This is a genomic window from Streptomyces sp. PA03-6a (genome assembly GCF_033792765.1).
Lineage (GTDB): Bacteria > Actinomycetota > Actinomycetes > Streptomycetales > Streptomycetaceae > Actinacidiphila.
Map to the genome: position 1 here is coordinate 1 of NZ_JARAVK010000209.1, position 16,066 is coordinate 16,066.

General features: G+C 69.6%; 16 protein-coding genes. 8 read left to right on the plus strand and 8 right to left on the minus strand.

What is annotated here, in order from left to right:
- The coding region (locus PV350_RS35090) for a helix-turn-helix domain-containing protein (protein ID WP_500337574.1) at positions 1–532 on the plus strand (532 nt) is incomplete at its 5' end.
- Positions 533–569: 37 nt separating this feature from the next.
- On the opposite strand, the gene PV350_RS35095 is transcribed toward PV350_RS35090, so the two are convergent.
- The 3 genes from PV350_RS35095 to PV350_RS35105 all read right to left on the minus strand — a co-directional run bounded on the left by PV350_RS35095 (position 570) and on the right by PV350_RS35105 (position 2,196).
- Positions 570–1,136, minus strand: coding sequence for a hypothetical protein (locus PV350_RS35095; protein ID WP_500337575.1), 567 nt, complete (start codon positions 1,134–1,136; stop codon positions 570–572).
- 381 nt (positions 1,137–1,517) lie between these two features.
- Entirely contained in the window at positions 1,518–1,817 is a 300-nt protein-coding gene (locus PV350_RS35100) for a hypothetical protein (protein WP_500337576.1), read from the minus strand.
- Between the two features lie 181 nt (positions 1,818–1,998).
- A complete protein-coding gene (locus tag PV350_RS35105; RefSeq protein WP_499508878.1) occupies positions 1,999–2,196 on the minus strand; it encodes a hypothetical protein in 198 nt (65 codons plus the stop codon).
- 580 nt (positions 2,197–2,776) lie between these two features.
- Here PV350_RS35105 and PV350_RS35110 point away from each other — a divergent pair.
- Positions 2,777–3,226 (plus strand): DUF2199 domain-containing protein, encoded by a 450-nt coding sequence (locus PV350_RS35110; protein ID WP_500337579.1) that lies wholly within the window; start codon positions 2,777–2,779, stop codon positions 3,224–3,226.
- Positions 3,227–3,539: 313 nt separating this feature from the next.
- Here the strand turns inward: PV350_RS35110 and PV350_RS35115 are convergent, their stop codons facing one another.
- Together PV350_RS35115 and PV350_RS35120 are read right to left on the minus strand one after the other, a co-directional pair.
- Complete coding sequence (locus tag PV350_RS35115; RefSeq protein ID WP_500337577.1) at positions 3,540–4,199, minus strand: hemerythrin domain-containing protein; 660 nt, start codon at positions 4,197–4,199, stop codon at positions 3,540–3,542.
- A gap of 511 nt (positions 4,200–4,710) precedes the next feature.
- Positions 4,711–5,355, minus strand: coding sequence for a dihydrofolate reductase family protein (locus PV350_RS35120; RefSeq protein WP_500337580.1), 645 nt, complete (start codon positions 5,353–5,355; stop codon positions 4,711–4,713).
- 555 nt (positions 5,356–5,910) lie between these two features.
- Between PV350_RS35120 and PV350_RS35125 the strand changes: the two genes are divergently transcribed.
- The gene (locus PV350_RS35125) at positions 5,911–8,007 is read left to right on the plus strand and encodes an NPCBM/NEW2 domain-containing protein (protein WP_500337578.1); all 2,097 of its coding nucleotides are present in this window, start codon (positions 5,911–5,913) and stop codon (positions 8,005–8,007) included.
- A gap of 52 nt (positions 8,008–8,059) precedes the next feature.
- On the opposite strand, the gene PV350_RS35130 is transcribed toward PV350_RS35125, so the two are convergent.
- Positions 8,060–10,156, minus strand: coding sequence for an NPCBM/NEW2 domain-containing protein (locus PV350_RS35130; RefSeq protein WP_500337578.1), 2,097 nt, complete (start codon positions 10,154–10,156; stop codon positions 8,060–8,062).
- Positions 10,157–10,711: 555 nt separating this feature from the next.
- Here PV350_RS35130 and PV350_RS35135 point away from each other — a divergent pair.
- Positions 10,712–11,356: a dihydrofolate reductase family protein gene (locus PV350_RS35135; RefSeq protein ID WP_500337580.1), complete on the plus strand. Its 645-nt coding sequence runs from the start codon at positions 10,712–10,714 to the stop codon at positions 11,354–11,356.
- Between the two features lie 511 nt (positions 11,357–11,867).
- Positions 11,868–12,527 carry a hemerythrin domain-containing protein gene (locus PV350_RS35140; RefSeq protein ID WP_500337577.1) on the plus strand — a complete coding sequence of 220 codons (660 nt, stop codon included), beginning with the start codon at positions 11,868–11,870 and terminating at the stop codon, positions 12,525–12,527.
- Positions 12,528–12,840: 313 nt separating this feature from the next.
- Here PV350_RS35140 and PV350_RS35145 read toward each other — a convergent pair whose 3' ends face one another.
- The gene (locus PV350_RS35145; RefSeq protein WP_500337579.1) at positions 12,841–13,290 is read right to left on the minus strand and encodes a DUF2199 domain-containing protein; all 450 of its coding nucleotides are present in this window, start codon (positions 13,288–13,290) and stop codon (positions 12,841–12,843) included.
- Positions 13,291–13,870: 580 nt separating this feature from the next.
- On the opposite strand from PV350_RS35145, the gene PV350_RS35150 reads away from it, so the two are divergent.
- The 3 genes from PV350_RS35150 to PV350_RS35160 all read left to right on the plus strand — a co-directional run bounded on the left by PV350_RS35150 (position 13,871) and on the right by PV350_RS35160 (position 15,497).
- Complete coding sequence (locus PV350_RS35150; protein WP_499508878.1) at positions 13,871–14,068, plus strand: hypothetical protein; 198 nt, start codon at positions 13,871–13,873, stop codon at positions 14,066–14,068.
- 181 nt (positions 14,069–14,249) lie between these two features.
- On the plus strand, positions 14,250–14,549 hold the full coding sequence (locus PV350_RS35155) for a hypothetical protein (RefSeq protein WP_500337576.1): 300 nt from the start codon (positions 14,250–14,252) through the stop codon (positions 14,547–14,549).
- Between the two features lie 381 nt (positions 14,550–14,930).
- A complete protein-coding gene (locus tag PV350_RS35160; RefSeq protein WP_500337575.1) occupies positions 14,931–15,497 on the plus strand; it encodes a hypothetical protein in 567 nt (188 codons plus the stop codon).
- Positions 15,498–15,534: 37 nt separating this feature from the next.
- On the opposite strand, the gene PV350_RS35165 is transcribed toward PV350_RS35160, so the two are convergent.
- Positions 15,535–16,066 (minus strand): helix-turn-helix domain-containing protein (locus tag PV350_RS35165; protein WP_500337574.1); only part of this gene is annotated, 532 nt, incomplete at its 5' end.

A 16,066-nucleotide genomic window follows, 5' to 3' on the forward strand; every position in this document is an offset into this window, starting at 1 on the left:
CCTCGCCTCATACGTCGACGGGCTCGTGACGACGACGGAACACTGCATCTGCGCACAGGACGCCAAACGCTTCCTGCGGCAGGGCATCGTCGACGTGCTCACCGCCCTGATCGCCCTGGAAGGCAACACCGGGGAGCAGGCCGCCGTGGAGCGGGCCCTGCTGCAGCGCGTCCGCGCCTACATCCGCACCCACCTTGACGATCCCGCGCTCTCCCCGGCCTCGGTCGCGGTCGCACACCACATCTCCGTCCGCTACCTGTACCAGCTCTTCCAGGACGAGCCCATGACCGTCGGCCGCTGGATCCAGCGCCTGAGGCTGGACGCCTGCCGCAGGGACCTCGTACGACCGGAGCTCGCGGGACAGACGGTGGCGGCGATCGCACACCGGTGGGGCTTCGCCAGCCACGCGCACTTCAGCCGCACCTTCCGTGCCGTCTACGGCCACTCCCCCGCGCAATGGCGGCAGGCCGGCATCCCGCAGGCCGTACCTCAGCAGACAACCGGCCGACCCACCCGTCAACCCGACAGGTGACGAGCCCGTGGCCACCCGTAGTGCCCAGCCCCCCGCTTCACCCGACCTGATCTGCCGCGGGGTTCGCGCAGGTGCCAGCGGTCACGCCCTTGCGGGAGGCCCAGACGCCTTCCAACTCGCAGTCCCACCTGACGAGCCAGTCCCCGCGTCCCCTCAGTCCCGCTTCAAGCAGCCGCGCAACGGCTCCTGCCGGCCACTCCCAACTGCGGTCCTCTCCGGCGCGCAGGACCTCGGCCTCGTACTGACCTGCGGTGAACAGAAGCTCCGGCAGGTCGGAGTCCTGATTGGCCAGGTCGCGCCAGCCCGCCCAGACAACATGATCCCCGTTACGCGTGACCGTCATGTACAGCGCGCCACAGCACTCCTCCACGCCGCACCCGGACCAGGCGAGACGAACCTCGTGGGGCGTCCCCGTGGCATGCAACGGCCCGTCGTGGCCCAGCAGATCCCTGGGGCTTACTCCCAGGTACCGGCCTCCCACGCCACCGGGAACCACCTCGGCCAGAAGATCCCGGCCATTGACGATCGGGCGGACCTCCACGCCGCCCTCGTCGGGTGGAGGGCACACGATGCTCAGACTGAGAAGGTCCGGTCTCGTGGTCATCGGCCAATGATCACGGAGCCGGCTCGCAACTGTCATGTGAATTCGCGTGGCCTCCGCTCAGGGCAGTAGCCCGGGCCGCCTTCAGACACGCTGGCCCCGGACACCCCTCCGGAACAACGGGATGGCAGCCTGGGGAATTACCTGACCGACCACACGCAGGAGGCAGGGAAGGTGAATCAGTAGGCGGTGCCTGGGCAGGACGCAACGGCAATCTGCACGAAGACCGCCCCGCCCGGCTCAGCCTGAATTCGCCCTGCCACGTCCGGCAGGCTGCGCCCCCGCACAGGTACGCCGCACGAGGCGCCGGGAAACCACCGCGGTTGTCCTCACCGGCTCCTGCCCGGGCACCGCAGCCGCCGCACTGCCACTGTTCCTCGTCGCCTACGCACTCGAGTGACGGTTCGCGTCGAGCCACTCGTCGCGGTTCCACATGACAGGCATGGCGCCGACGGGCTCGAACTCGATGTCAGGGTCGTTGCTGTGGACCAGACTGAAGAAGCGTCGCTGGAGCACGGCCGCGTGACGGGCCTGGTCGGCGATGATGTCCAAGACGATCTGGGCCGAACGGGGGCAGGCGGCGACGAAGCGGTCGTAGTCGGTGAGGGACAGGACGAGTCCGGTGACGAGTCGCGGTCGAACTGGCGCCGACGACACCAAGCTGTGCCCTGCAACCGTCACCACCTACGGCGCTGTCGCAGCATCGAGGGGCGGCCCACCGAACGCGCCCCCTGCCCCCCTCCACTACCCGGTGAACTCCAACCACCCAGCAAACCCGCAGGCCGGACAGCAAAGCCCTGCTTGAACACGAGCGACACCCACGCCGAACACGGCAGTGACACCCAAGCCGAACCTCACATGGGTGTCACCGGTCGTACTTGTCGGTGTACTGCGGCCCGTCCGTCTCGGCCTTGCATCCCTCACTGTTGGTGGGCATGCCGTGGGAGACCACGAGGGCGTAGGACTGCGGGACGAAGTCGCAGCCCTTGCCAGACCACTGGGACGCAAGGAACGTCCAGCCGACGGCAGCGGCGGCGAGCGTGTACTTCGTCTTGGCGTTCATACGAGATCACGCCTCGGTTACGTAGGGTAATCGTGACCCGACTAGGGGTTATGCGTAAGTATGAACGGATTGCGCTCATATGCGCACCCCGACCCGGGGACGGGCACACCCCAGGGCAGTCACCGCACGGGGTCTGGGAAGGCGTCGCCGCAGGTCAAACCGCATGGCGGTGCCCGTTGGGGACGCTATCGGGGATGCGGGTGCGCAAGAGTCCGCGCCCTTCGAACCCGTGTACGACCAAGGGCCGCCGGCCAGCACCGGGCGGTGGCCAGCCGCGGGCCTGGTGGGAGCGGTGACCGTCACAGTGCTGCCGGCAGGCGGGTCGGGACATGCCGGGCGCGGGTCTCGTCCGTCATCAGGACACGGCCAGGGAAGATTGACGACCAGCCGTGCCTGTGCGTCTCATCGAATTTTCACCAGATGGGGCCGACCAATCGGGCCCTGAATGATGGCGGCAGTGCGCCGAAAGCGACTGGACGGTCAAGGGTGACCCCTGTGCAGGGCTCGCTAGGCTCACGGCATGTCTGACGATCTCGGTTTCACGTGCTCGTGCTGCGGCGAGCACCACGCAGAGCTCCCCATGAGCTACTCGACGATGGCCCCGGACGTGTGGGATCACAGCTTCGAGAGTGATCCGGACAGCATGCTGTCGTCCGACCAGTGCGTGATCCAGGGCCAGCACTTCTTCATCAGGGGCCTGATCGAGATACCCGTGATCGGCAGCCAGGACGTCTTCTCCTGGGGCGTCTGGGTCTCACTGAGCAGGGACAACTTCGCCCGCGCCCTTGAGATGTGGAACACGGAGGGCCGCGAGGCCGAGAAGCCGTATTTCGGCTGGCTCAGCACCGAGCTCGCGCTCTATCCCGAAAGCACGACCAACCTGAAGACGAACGCCCACACTCGACCGGTCGGCAAGCGGCCCTTCATCGAGCTGGAGCCCACCGACCACCCGCTCGCCGTCGAACAGCGCACCGGGATCACGCAGGACCGCGTGCGTGAGATCGCCACGGCGGTGCTCCACCCGGCCTGACTGGCCGCGTCGGCCAAAGTTCACCGCGACTGGTCGAACTTCGCTGACACAGGACAACGGTGCAGCCGCCCGGGCGCGGGCGCCACCGGCTGTCCCCTGGCCTTGGCGGCGGTGCCGGCGGCGGCGTGGCGTCGGGCGGCCGGGTACGCGCGAACCGCCCGCTCCAGGGCACACCACCCACCGCGCCCCGCACGCGCCCGGTCGTCACGGGCGAGGGGGTGCGCCGCCACCTGAGCAGATGACGGCCGATACCGGGGGCCGCCGGCCGTTCGCCCGCGGCCCTTGCTGGTGGGACCGGCCCGGGCAGGCGTGGTCAGCGGGTGACGCGCGGCGGGGTGGCGGTGCCGTGCACCCGCTTGGCGTGCCTGGCGTACAGGCGCGGCGCAAGGAACGGCAGGATCAGCCGCGCGGGCGGCGGAGCCTCGGCGAGGACCGCCTTGATCACCTCCGGGTCGCCCTCGTACATCGCCATGCCGAAGGCGAGCGGCAGGGCCTTCTTCGGCACTTCGCTCATGCTGTGCTCGCCGAGCTGCTTCCACTCGGCCGCGGTGACGTACTTCTCGGCCAGGGGGAGGATCCGCTGCTCCTCCATCGTCATGTGCTCCAGCAGCGCGGCCAGCAGCCGGTCGAGCGCCTCCGCGAGCTCGTGCCCGCCGTGTGCGGTGGACCGCCACTGCGGCAGCAGGCGCAGCGCCTGGCTGTTGGCGGCTTCGATGGTGTGGTGCTGCTCCTCCATCAGCGGCACGATGGCCTCGGCCTCGGCCCCGCCCCGCTGCTGCAGCAGCGGCCACAGGATCACGTCCTCGCCCTCGTGGTGGAAGTGCAGGAAGCCGCAGACGAGCTCGGCGTGGGCGCCGACGACCTCCGAGCGCCGGGTGTCGTGCTGCTCGACGTCCCGCACGAGTTGCGGGAGCAGGCCGAATTCACGCCGGATCATGGTATGGGCCATGTACATGTCTCGCACATCGGCCATGGGTTCGTCGGTGCTCGGGTTCACGGATCCTCGATCGCTGGTGGAACAGTCGGCCTCTGTGGCCGGCGAGAAAAGCCTGATCGCACGGGACACCGGGCGTATAGAACCTCGGCGCCAACGGGACCTGCCGGGTGGCGAAGGATCCGCGGCGGGCGTGTCGTCCTTCGGCACCACCCTGGCCCTGGCCGGAAACCGCCGCTGCCGGAATCGGGTCGCCATGCATCCGGCACCCGTGGCAAGGGGTGCCGTGGCCCCACGACGGTGCGCGGCTGCATCCTGCGGCGCGTGTCCCGAGGGTGAACCCGTATCCGCGCCAGGTCGGTCCGCCGACGGGGGCGGGGGGCCGGAAATCGCTACGACCCTCGCAGGCACAGCCGCCGCCCGTCGGCAGAACCAGCCACCGTACCGGCCACGCCGCATGCCGCAAGCGGCCCGACCCGGGCTGCTTACGGCGTGCGGCGTGCTGCTCATCACCGGGCTCGGCGACCGGTCCACCTCACGGGCCCGCGTGTCACCGCCGCCAGAACAGGTGGTGCGTCACGCCGCTCGGGCTGGGCACGACCTCCAGATGGAAGCGGTCGAGCAGTTCATCGGGGGACTCCCACAGGCGCAGCCCCGACCCGAGCTTCACCGGCGCGACCGCCACATGCAGGGTGTCGACGAGGCCGGCGTCAAGGAACGCCCGGATGGTGGTGACCCCGCCGCCAAGGCGCACGTCCTTGCCCTGCGCCGCTTCCCGCGCCCGTTCCAGGACCGTGGCCGGGTCGCCGTCGACGAAGTGGAACGTGGTGTCGGACAGCGTGAACGAAGGACGCTGGTGGTGGGTCATGACGAACACCGGCGTACGGAACGGGGGCTCCTGACCCCACCAGCCGCGCCACTCATGGTCGCTCCAGGGCCCGCGCTGGGGCCCGAACTTGTTGCGGCCCATGATCTCGGCGCCGATGTTGCGTGCGAAGTCCCGCGTGAAGTGGTCGTCCAGGCCCCGGCTACCACCAGGGTCGGTGCGCATCGGCCAGCTCGCCGTCGCGCCGGCCCAGCCGAACAGCCTCTCGGGACGGTCACAACCGAACGGCCGCTCCAGGCTCTGGTGCTCACCGGCACCGATCCCGTCACTGGAGACATTGAAGTTCATCACTCTCAGCAGCTGATCCACGATCTTCCTCGCCAGGTCCTGTTCGTCGTCTTCGTGTGCGGCAGGTCGCCCCACACGAAGACGTCGAACAGGACACGGCCGGATCGACAGCAGCCCGCAACCTTTTTCGGGGGCTGCGTCAGGACGCAGCCCCTGCGGTGCGGCGCATGCCACCAGGTTCGCGGGCTCCGCAATGGACAGCACCGGCGATACGGGGTTCGCCACGGTTGCAGCCGTGGGCAGCCGGCGCCGGGCGCCCTGGCCGCGAACACCCACAAGCGGGAACACTGCTCACCCATCCCGCCATACGTCGCATCTGGCACCAGATCAGGCACGACCTGACGGGACGCTGTTGGGGCGCCCCGGCCGAGTCCAATCAGTAACTCTTAATTTAGGAATTATTATTGACGCGCGCTCGTAACCGCTGCAGGATCCCTGGAAACAAGATCGCAACAGGCGCGCGGGCATGGAGCGGTCCGGGGACCGGCCGCCGCACCCTCCACCAGGGGGCGGCGCCCGGGCTCACGGCCAGGACGGACCGGCACGCCTGATCGATCGGACAGCGAAGGATCCGATGTGAAACGACATCTCACCGCTCTCCTCGCCCTGGTGACCGGCGTACTGGCCGCGGCCGTGCCCGCGCCCGCCCAGGCGGCCCCGGCCGCCGCCGGCGCAACCGGCGCAGCCGTCACGGCGCCGGCAGCCGCGCAGGTGCTGAGCCCGACGCCGTACATGGGCTGGAACACCTACTACGCGTTCGGTGGCGATCCCACCGAGGCCGAGATCAAGTCGACGGCCGACTTCCTGGTCAGCAGCGGCCTGCGCAAGGCCGGTTACGAGTACGTGTGGATCGACGGCAACTGGGCGGCGCCGACCCCGCGCAGTGCGGCCGGCGACCTGACACCCAACCCCGCTCAGTTCCCGAACGGGCTGGCGCCGCTGGTCGACTACATCCACTCCAAGGGCCTGAAGGCCGGCATCTACACCGACGCAGGCCCGTACATCCCCGGCAAGTGCGGACTGGGCAGCGGCGGCTACTACCAGCGTGACGCGGACCAGTTCGCGGCCTGGAAGTTCGACGCGGTCAAGGTGGACTACCTCTGCGGGATCGCGGCGGACCTCGACCCGAAGACCGTCTACACCGAGTTCGCGCAGGCGCTGCGGAACAACGCCAGCAAGCGCCCCATGATCTTCAACCTCTGCAACCCGGTGACCTCCCCGGACTGGGGCAACTACCCCGAAGAGCAGCAGTCGACGTACTCCTGGAGCTACGCCCCGAAGATCGCGCAGTCCTGGCGGACCTACACCGACGTGGGCTTCGTCGACGAGATCAAGTTCAAGGACGTGCTGCGCAACTACGACGCGAACGCGCGGCACCCCGAGGCCGCGGGTCCCGGGCACTTCAACGACCCTGACTACCTCGGTCCCGAACACGGAATGTCCGACGAGGAGTTCCGTACCCAGATGACGCTCTGGTCGGTGGCGGCCGCGCCGCTGGTGATCGGCAGTGACGTCACCAAGCTGGGCAAGACCTCGCTCAGCACTCTGTCCGACCCCGATGTGCTCGCGATCAACCAGGACCCCGCCGTCGTCCAGGCCGTCCGCGTCGGCTCCGCCGGCACGACGGAGACCTGGGTGAAGCGGCTCGCCAACGGCGACCGTGCCGTGGTGCTGCTGAACCGGGGCGACAGCCCGGCGACCCTGACCACGAAGGCGTCGTCGGTCGGCCTGTCCGGCCACCGGTTCACCCTGAAGAACGCCTGGACCGACCAGGTCACCGAGAGCGCCGGCACCATCAGCGCCGCCGTCCCGGCCCACGGCGCGGCCCTGTTCCGGGTCCGCCCGGCCACGGGCACGCTCGGTCTCCCGCACGTCGTCGCCGGCCTGCCGCAGGTGACGAAGGTCGGCAGCGACACGGTGCCCGCCGGATCCGCCCCTCTGGTCGCCGGTGGCGACCAGGCCCAGGTCGAGGTCACCGTCCGCAACGACGGTACGCAGCCGGTCCTCACGCCGCAGGTGGAGCTTGCGGTGCCCGCCGGCTGGACGGCCCGTTCGCTCGGCACGGCGCCGAAGCTGCTGGGCATCAACCGCTCCGCGACCCTCGCCTACACGGTGACCCTGCCGGCCGATGCCGCGCCGGGCAACGCCACGGTGACCGCCGACACGTCGTACACGGTGGCCGGCAAGGGACGCCTGCGGCAGGAGACCGCGACGGCGATCGTCGTCGCACCGGCTGCGCCGCACGGCGACACCGTGCTGTCGCACCACCAGTGGATCAGCGCCACCAGCGGCTGGATGAGCCCGACCGTCGACAACAGCGTCGGCGGCTGGTCGCCGATCAGCATGCTCGGCCAGGTCTACCCGACCGGTATCGGGGTCGCCTCGCCGTCCACCGTCCGCTACTACCTCGGTGACCGGTGCAGCCGGCTGACCGCGACCGTCGGCATCGACGACGCGGTGCGCAACGTCGGCCCGGAGGGTGGCACGTCCACCTTCCAGGTGATCGGTGACGGCAAGGTGCTGTACGACAGCGGTGTGGTCACCCGCGACGACGTCCGCCAGGCCGACGTCGACCTGACCGGCGTCCGGGTCCTCGACCTCGTGGTCGGCGACGCCGGCGACGGCGGCTACAACGACCGTGCCAACTGGGCCGGCCTGAACGCCACCTGCTGAACCCGGGCGGCCGCGCCCAGGTGTGGTGTCACCTGGACGCGGCCGCCCGGGTTCAGCAGGTGGCGTTCAGGCCGGCCCAGTTGGCACGGTCGTTGTAGCCGCCGTCGCCGGCGTCGCCGACCACGAGGTCGAGGACCCGGACGCCGGTCAGGTCGACGTCGGCCTGGCGGACGTCGTCGCGGGTGACCACACCGCTGTCGTACAGCACCTTGCCGTCACCGATCACCTGGAAGGTGGACGTGCCACCCTCCGGGCCGACGTTGCGCACCGCGTCGTCGATGCCGACGGTCGCGGTCAGCCGGCTGCACCGGTCACCGAGGTAGTAGCGGACGGTGGACGGCGAGGCGACCCCGATACCGGTCGGGTAGACCTGGCCGAGCATGCTGATCGGCGACCAGCCGCCGACGCTGTTGTCGACGGTCGGGCTCATCCAGCCGCTGGTGGCGCTGATCCACTGGTGGTGCGACAGCACGGTGTCGCCGTGCGGCGCAGCCGGTGCGACGACGATCGCCGTCGCGGTCTCCTGCCGCAGGCGTCCCTTGCCGGCCACCGTGTACGACGTGTCGGCGGTCACCGTGGCGTTGCCCGGCGCGGCATCGGCCGGCAGGGTCACCGTGTAGGCGAGGGTCGCGGAGCGGTTGATGCCCAGCAGCTTCGGCGCCGTGCCGAGCGAACGGGCCGTCCAGCCGGCGGGCACCGCAAGCTCCACCTGCGGCGTGAGGACCGGCTGCGTACCGTCGTTGCGGACGGTGACCTCGACCTGGGCCTGGTCGCCACCGGCGACCAGAGGGGCGGATCCGGCGGGCACCGTGTCGCTGCCGACCTTCGTCACCTGCGGCAGGCCGGCGACGACGTGCGGGAGACCGAGCGTGCCCGTGGCCGGGCGGACCCGGAACAGGGCCGCGCCGTGGGCCGGGACGGCGGCGCTGATGGTGCCGGCGCTCTCGGTGACCTGGTCGGTCCAGGCGTTCTTCAGGGTGAACCGGTGGCCGGACAGGCCGACCGACGACGCCTTCGTGGTCAGGGTCGCCGGGCTGTCGCCCCGGTTCAGCAGCACCACGGCACGGTCGCCGTTGGCGAGCCGCTTCACCCAGGTCTCCGTCGTGCCGGCGGAGCCGACGCGGACGGCCTGGACGACGGCGGGGTCCTGGTTGATCGCGAGCACATCGGGGTCGGACAGAGTGCTGAGCGAGGTCTTGCCCAGCTTGGTGACGTCACTGCCGATCACCAGCGGCGCGGCCGCCACCGACCAGAGCGTCATCTGGGTACGGAACTCCTCGTCGGACATTCCGTGTTCGGGACCGAGGTAGTCAGGGTCGTTGAAGTGCCCGGGACCCGCGGCCTCGGGGTGCCGCGCGTTCGCGTCGTAGTTGCGCAGCACGTCCTTGAACTTGATCTCGTCGACGAAGCCCACGTCGGTGTAGGTCCGCCAGGACTGCGCGATCTTCGGGGCGTAGCTCCAGGAGTACGTCGACTGCTGCTCTTCGGGGTAGTTGCCCCAGTCCGGGGAGGTCACCGGGTTGCAGAGGTTGAAGATCATGGGGCGCTTGCTGGCGTTGTTCCGCAGCGCCTGCGCGAACTCGGTGTAGACGGTCTTCGGGTCGAGGTCCGCCGCGATCCCGCAGAGGTAGTCCACCTTGACCGCGTCGAACTTCCAGGCCGCGAACTGGTCCGCGTCACGCTGGTAGTAGCCGCCGCTGCCCAGTCCGCACTTGCCGGGGATGTACGGGCCTGCGTCGGTGTAGATGCCGGCCTTCAGGCCCTTGGAGTGGATGTAGTCGACCAGCGGCGCCAGCCCGTTCGGGAACTGAGCGGGGTTGGGTGTCAGGTCGCCGGCCGCACTGCGCGGGGTCGGCGCCGCCCAGTTGCCGTCGATCCACACGTACTCGTAACCGGCCTTGCGCAGGCCGCTGCTGACCAGGAAGTCGGCCGTCGACTTGATCTCGGCCTCGGTGGGATCGCCACCGAACGCGTAGTAGGTGTTCCAGCCCATGTACGGCGTCGGGCTCAGCACCTGCGCGGCTGCCGGCGCCGTGACGGCTGCGCCGGTTGCGCCGGCGGCGGCCGGGGCCGCCTGGGCGGGCGCGGGCACGGCCGCGGCCAGTACGCCGGTCACCAGGGCGAGGAGAGCGGTGAGATGTCGTTTCACATCGGATCCTTCGCTGTCCGATCGATCAGGCGTGCCGGTCCGTCCTGGCCGTGAGCCCGGGCGCCGCCCCCTGGTGGAGGGTGCGGCGGCCGGTCCCCGGACCGCTCCATGCCCGCGCGCCTGTTGCGATCTTGTTTCCAGGGATCCTGCAGCGGTTACGAGCGCGCGTCAATAATAATTCCTAAATTAAGAGTTACTGATTGGACTCGGCCGGGGCGCCCCAACAGCGTCCCGTCAGGTCGTGCCTGATCTGGTGCCAGATGCGACGTATGGCGGGATGGGTGAGCAGTGTTCCCGCTTGTGGGTGTTCGCGGCCAGGGCGCCCGGCGCCGGCTGCCCACGGCTGCAACCGTGGCGAACCCCGTATCGCCGGTGCTGTCCATTGCGGAGCCCGCGAACCTGGTGGCATGCGCCGCACCGCAGGGGCTGCGTCCTGACGCAGCCCCCGAAAAAGGTTGCGGGCTGCTGTCGATCCGGCCGTGTCCTGTTCGACGTCTTCGTGTGGGGCGACCTGCCGCACACGAAGACGACGAACAGGACCTGGCGAGGAAGATCGTGGATCAGCTGCTGAGAGTGATGAACTTCAATGTCTCCAGTGACGGGATCGGTGCCGGTGAGCACCAGAGCCTGGAGCGGCCGTTCGGTTGTGACCGTCCCGAGAGGCTGTTCGGCTGGGCCGGCGCGACGGCGAGCTGGCCGATGCGCACCGACCCTGGTGGTAGCCGGGGCCTGGACGACCACTTCACGCGGGACTTCGCACGCAACATCGGCGCCGAGATCATGGGCCGCAACAAGTTCGGGCCCCAGCGCGGGCCCTGGAGCGACCATGAGTGGCGCGGCTGGTGGGGTCAGGAGCCCCCGTTCCGTACGCCGGTGTTCGTCATGACCCACCACCAGCGTCCTTCGTTCACGCTGTCCGACACCACGTTCCACTTCGTCGACGGCGACCCGGCCACGGTCCTGGAACGGGCGCGGGAAGCGGCGCAGGGCAAGGACGTGCGCCTTGGCGGCGGGGTCACCACCATCCGGGCGTTCCTTGACGCCGGCCTCGTCGACACCCTGCATGTGGCGGTCGCGCCGGTGAAGCTCGGGTCGGGGCTGCGCCTGTGGGAGTCCCCCGATGAACTGCTCGACCGCTTCCATCTGGAGGTCGTGCCCAGCCCGAGCGGCGTGACGCACCACCTGTTCTGGCGGCGGTGACACGCGGGCCCGTGAGGTGGACCGGTCGCCGAGCCCGGTGATGAGCAGCACGCCGCACGCCGTAAGCAGCCCGGGTCGGGCCGCTTGCGGCATGCGGCGTGGCCGGTACGGTGGCTGGTTCTGCCGACGGGCGGCGGCTGTGCCTGCGAGGGTCGTAGCGATTTCCGGCCCCCCGCCCCCGTCGGCGGACCGACCTGGCGCGGATACGGGTTCACCCTCGGGACACGCGCCGCAGGATGCAGCCGCGCACCGTCGTGGGGCCACGGCACCCCTTGCCACGGGTGCCGGATGCATGGCGACCCGATTCCGGCAGCGGCGGTTTCCGGCCAGGGCCAGGGTGGTGCCGAAGGACGACACGCCCGCCGCGGATCCTTCGCCACCCGGCAGGTCCCGTTGGCGCCGAGGTTCTATACGCCCGGTGTCCCGTGCGATCAGGCTTTTCTCGCCGGCCACAGAGGCCGACTGTTCCACCAGCGATCGAGGATCCGTGAACCCGAGCACCGACGAACCCATGGCCGATGTGCGAGACATGTACATGGCCCATACCATGATCCGGCGTGAATTCGGCCTGCTCCCGCAACTCGTGCGGGACGTCGAGCAGCACGACACCCGGCGCTCGGAGGTCGTCGGCGCCCACGCCGAGCTCGTCTGCGGCTTCCTGCACTTCCACCACGAGGGCGAGGACGTGATCCTGTGGCCGCTGCTGCAGCAGCGGGGCGGGGCCGAGGCCGAGGCCATCGTGCCGCTGATGGAGGAGCAGCACCACACCATCGAAGCCGCCAACAGCCAGGCGCTGCGCCTGCTGCCGCAGTGGCGGTCCACCGCACACGGCGGGCACGAGCTCGCGGAGGCGCTCGACCGGCTGCTGGCCGCGCTGCTGGAGCACATGACGATGGAGGAGCAGCGGATCCTCCCCCTGGCCGAGAAGTACGTCACCGCGGCCGAGTGGAAGCAGCTCGGCGAGCACAGCATGAGCGAAGTGCCGAAGAAGGCCCTGCCGCTCGCCTTCGGCATGGCGATGTACGAGGGCGACCCGGAGGTGATCAAGGCGGTCCTCGCCGAGGCTCCGCCGCCCGCGCGGCTGATCCTGCCGTTCCTTGCGCCGCGCCTGTACGCCAGGCACGCCAAGCGGGTGCACGGCACCGCCACCCCGCCGCGCGTCACCCGCTGACCACGCCTGCCCGGGCCGGTCCCACCAGCAAGGGCCGCGGGCGAACGGCCGGCGGCCCCCGGTATCGGCCGTCATCTGCTCAGGTGGCGGCGCACCCCCTCGCCCGTGACGACCGGGCGCGTGCGGGGCGCGGTGGGTGGTGTGCCCTGGAGCGGGCGGTTCGCGCGTACCCGGCCGCCCGACGCCACGCCGCCGCCGGCACCGCCGCCAAGGCCAGGGGACAGCCGGTGGCGCCCGCGCCCGGGCGGCTGCACCGTTGTCCTGTGTCAGCGAAGTTCGACCAGTCGCGGTGAACTTTGGCCGACGCGGCCAGTCAGGCCGGGTGGAGCACCGCCGTGGCGATCTCACGCACGCGGTCCTGCGTGATCCCGGTGCGCTGTTCGACGGCGAGCGGGTGGTCGGTGGGCTCCAGCTCGATGAAGGGCCGCTTGCCGACCGGTCGAGTGTGGGCGTTCGTCTTCAGGTTGGTCGTGCTTTCGGGATAGAGCGCGAGCTCGGTGCTGAGCCAGCCGAAATACGGCTTCTCGGCCTCGCGGCCCTCCGTGTTCCACATCTCAAGGGCGCGGGCGAAGTTGTCCCTGCTCAGTGAGACCCAGACGCCCCAGGAGAAGACGTCCTGGCTGCCGATCACGGGTATCTCGATCAGGCCCCTGATGAAGAAGTGCTGGCCCTGGATCACGCACTGGTCGGACGACAGCATGCTGTCCGGATCACTCTCGAAGCTGTGATCCCACACGTCCGGGGCCATCGTCGAGTAGCTCATGGGGAGCTCTGCGTGGTGCTCGCCGCAGCACGAGCACGTGAAACCGAGATCGTCAGACATGCCGTGAGCCTAGCGAGCCCTGCACAGGGGTCACCCTTGACCGTCCAGTCGCTTTCGGCGCACTGCCGCCATCATTCAGGGCCCGATTGGTCGGCCCCATCTGGTGAAAATTCGATGAGACGCACAGGCACGGCTGGTCGTCAATCTTCCCTGGCCGTGTCCTGATGACGGACGAGACCCGCGCCCGGCATGTCCCGACCCGCCTGCCGGCAGCACTGTGACGGTCACCGCTCCCACCAGGCCCGCGGCTGGCCACCGCCCGGTGCTGGCCGGCGGCCCTTGGTCGTACACGGGTTCGAAGGGCGCGGACTCTTGCGCACCCGCATCCCCGATAGCGTCCCCAACGGGCACCGCCATGCGGTTTGACCTGCGGCGACGCCTTCCCAGACCCCGTGCGGTGACTGCCCTGGGGTGTGCCCGTCCCCGGGTCGGGGTGCGCATATGAGCGCAATCCGTTCATACTTACGCATAACCCCTAGTCGGGTCACGATTACCCTACGTAACCGAGGCGTGATCTCGTATGAACGCCAAGACGAAGTACACGCTCGCCGCCGCTGCCGTCGGCTGGACGTTCCTTGCGTCCCAGTGGTCTGGCAAGGGCTGCGACTTCGTCCCGCAGTCCTACGCCCTCGTGGTCTCCCACGGCATGCCCACCAACAGTGAGGGATGCAAGGCCGAGACGGACGGGCCGCAGTACACCGACAAGTACGACCGGTGACACCCATGTGAGGTTCGGCTTGGGTGTCACTGCCGTGTTCGGCGTGGGTGTCGCTCGTGTTCAAGCAGGGCTTTGCTGTCCGGCCTGCGGGTTTGCTGGGTGGTTGGAGTTCACCGGGTAGTGGAGGGGGGCAGGGGGCGCGTTCGGTGGGCCGCCCCTCGATGCTGCGACAGCGCCGTAGGTGGTGACGGTTGCAGGGCACAGCTTGGTGTCGTCGGCGCCAGTTCGACCGCGACTCGTCACCGGACTCGTCCTGTCCCTCACCGACTACGACCGCTTCGTCGCCGCCTGCCCCCGTTCGGCCCAGATCGTCTTGGACATCATCGCCGACCAGGCCCGTCACGCGGCCGTGCTCCAGCGACGCTTCTTCAGTCTGGTCCACAGCAACGACCCTGACATCGAGTTCGAGCCCGTCGGCGCCATGCCTGTCATGTGGAACCGCGACGAGTGGCTCGACGCGAACCGTCACTCGAGTGCGTAGGCGACGAGGAACAGTGGCAGTGCGGCGGCTGCGGTGCCCGGGCAGGAGCCGGTGAGGACAACCGCGGTGGTTTCCCGGCGCCTCGTGCGGCGTACCTGTGCGGGGGCGCAGCCTGCCGGACGTGGCAGGGCGAATTCAGGCTGAGCCGGGCGGGGCGGTCTTCGTGCAGATTGCCGTTGCGTCCTGCCCAGGCACCGCCTACTGATTCACCTTCCCTGCCTCCTGCGTGTGGTCGGTCAGGTAATTCCCCAGGCTGCCATCCCGTTGTTCCGGAGGGGTGTCCGGGGCCAGCGTGTCTGAAGGCGGCCCGGGCTACTGCCCTGAGCGGAGGCCACGCGAATTCACATGACAGTTGCGAGCCGGCTCCGTGATCATTGGCCGATGACCACGAGACCGGACCTTCTCAGTCTGAGCATCGTGTGCCCTCCACCCGACGAGGGCGGCGTGGAGGTCCGCCCGATCGTCAATGGCCGGGATCTTCTGGCCGAGGTGGTTCCCGGTGGCGTGGGAGGCCGGTACCTGGGAGTAAGCCCCAGGGATCTGCTGGGCCACGACGGGCCGTTGCATGCCACGGGGACGCCCCACGAGGTTCGTCTCGCCTGGTCCGGGTGCGGCGTGGAGGAGTGCTGTGGCGCGCTGTACATGACGGTCACGCGTAACGGGGATCATGTTGTCTGGGCGGGCTGGCGCGACCTGGCCAATCAGGACTCCGACCTGCCGGAGCTTCTGTTCACCGCAGGTCAGTACGAGGCCGAGGTCCTGCGCGCCGGAGAGGACCGCAGTTGGGAGTGGCCGGCAGGAGCCGTTGCGCGGCTGCTTGAAGCGGGACTGAGGGGACGCGGGGACTGGCTCGTCAGGTGGGACTGCGAGTTGGAAGGCGTCTGGGCCTCCCGCAAGGGCGTGACCGCTGGCACCTGCGCGAACCCCGCGGCAGATCAGGTCGGGTGAAGCGGGGGGCTGGGCACTACGGGTGGCCACGGGCTCGTCACCTGTCGGGTTGACGGGTGGGTCGGCCGGTTGTCTGCTGAGGTACGGCCTGCGGGATGCCGGCCTGCCGCCATTGCGCGGGGGAGTGGCCGTAGACGGCACGGAAGGTGCGGCTGAAGTGCGCGTGGCTGGCGAAGCCCCACCGGTGTGCGATCGCCGCCACCGTCTGTCCCGCGAGCTCCGGTCGTACGAGGTCCCTGCGGCAGGCGTCCAGCCTCAGGCGCTGGATCCAGCGGCCGACGGTCATGGGCTCGTCCTGGAAGAGCTGGTACAGGTAGCGGACGGAGATGTGGTGTGCGACCGCGACCGAGGCCGGGGAGAGCGCGGGATCGTCAAGGTGGGTGCGGATGTAGGCGCGGACGCGCTGCAGCAGGGCCCGCTCCACGGCGGCCTGCTCCCCGGTGTTGCCTTCCAGGGCGATCAGGGCGGTGAGCACGTCGACGATGCCCTGCCGCAGGAAGCGTTTGGCGTCCTGTGCGCAGATGCAGTGTTCCGTCGTCGTCACGAGCCCGTCGACGTATGAGGCGAGG

What these genes read in the sequence shown, in the direction of transcription:
- PV350_RS35150 (WP_499508878.1), top strand. Translation starts at nt 13,871, where the DNA reads ATGAACGCCAAGACGAAGTACACGCTCGCCGCCGCTGCCGTCGGCTGG.
- PV350_RS35095 (WP_500337575.1), bottom strand. Translation starts at nt 1,136, where the DNA reads ATGACCACGAGACCGGACCTTCTCAGTCTGAGCATCGTGTGCCCTCCA.
- PV350_RS35115 (WP_500337577.1), bottom strand. Translation starts at nt 4,199, where the DNA reads ATGGCCGATGTGCGAGACATGTACATGGCCCATACCATGATCCGGCGT.
- PV350_RS35140 (WP_500337577.1), top strand. Translation starts at nt 11,868, where the DNA reads ATGGCCGATGTGCGAGACATGTACATGGCCCATACCATGATCCGGCGT.
- PV350_RS35110 (WP_500337579.1), top strand. Translation starts at nt 2,777, where the DNA reads ATGAGCTACTCGACGATGGCCCCGGACGTGTGGGATCACAGCTTCGAG.
- PV350_RS35105 (WP_499508878.1), bottom strand. Translation starts at nt 2,196, where the DNA reads ATGAACGCCAAGACGAAGTACACGCTCGCCGCCGCTGCCGTCGGCTGG.
- PV350_RS35160 (WP_500337575.1), top strand. Translation starts at nt 14,931, where the DNA reads ATGACCACGAGACCGGACCTTCTCAGTCTGAGCATCGTGTGCCCTCCA.
- PV350_RS35145 (WP_500337579.1), bottom strand. Translation starts at nt 13,290, where the DNA reads ATGAGCTACTCGACGATGGCCCCGGACGTGTGGGATCACAGCTTCGAG.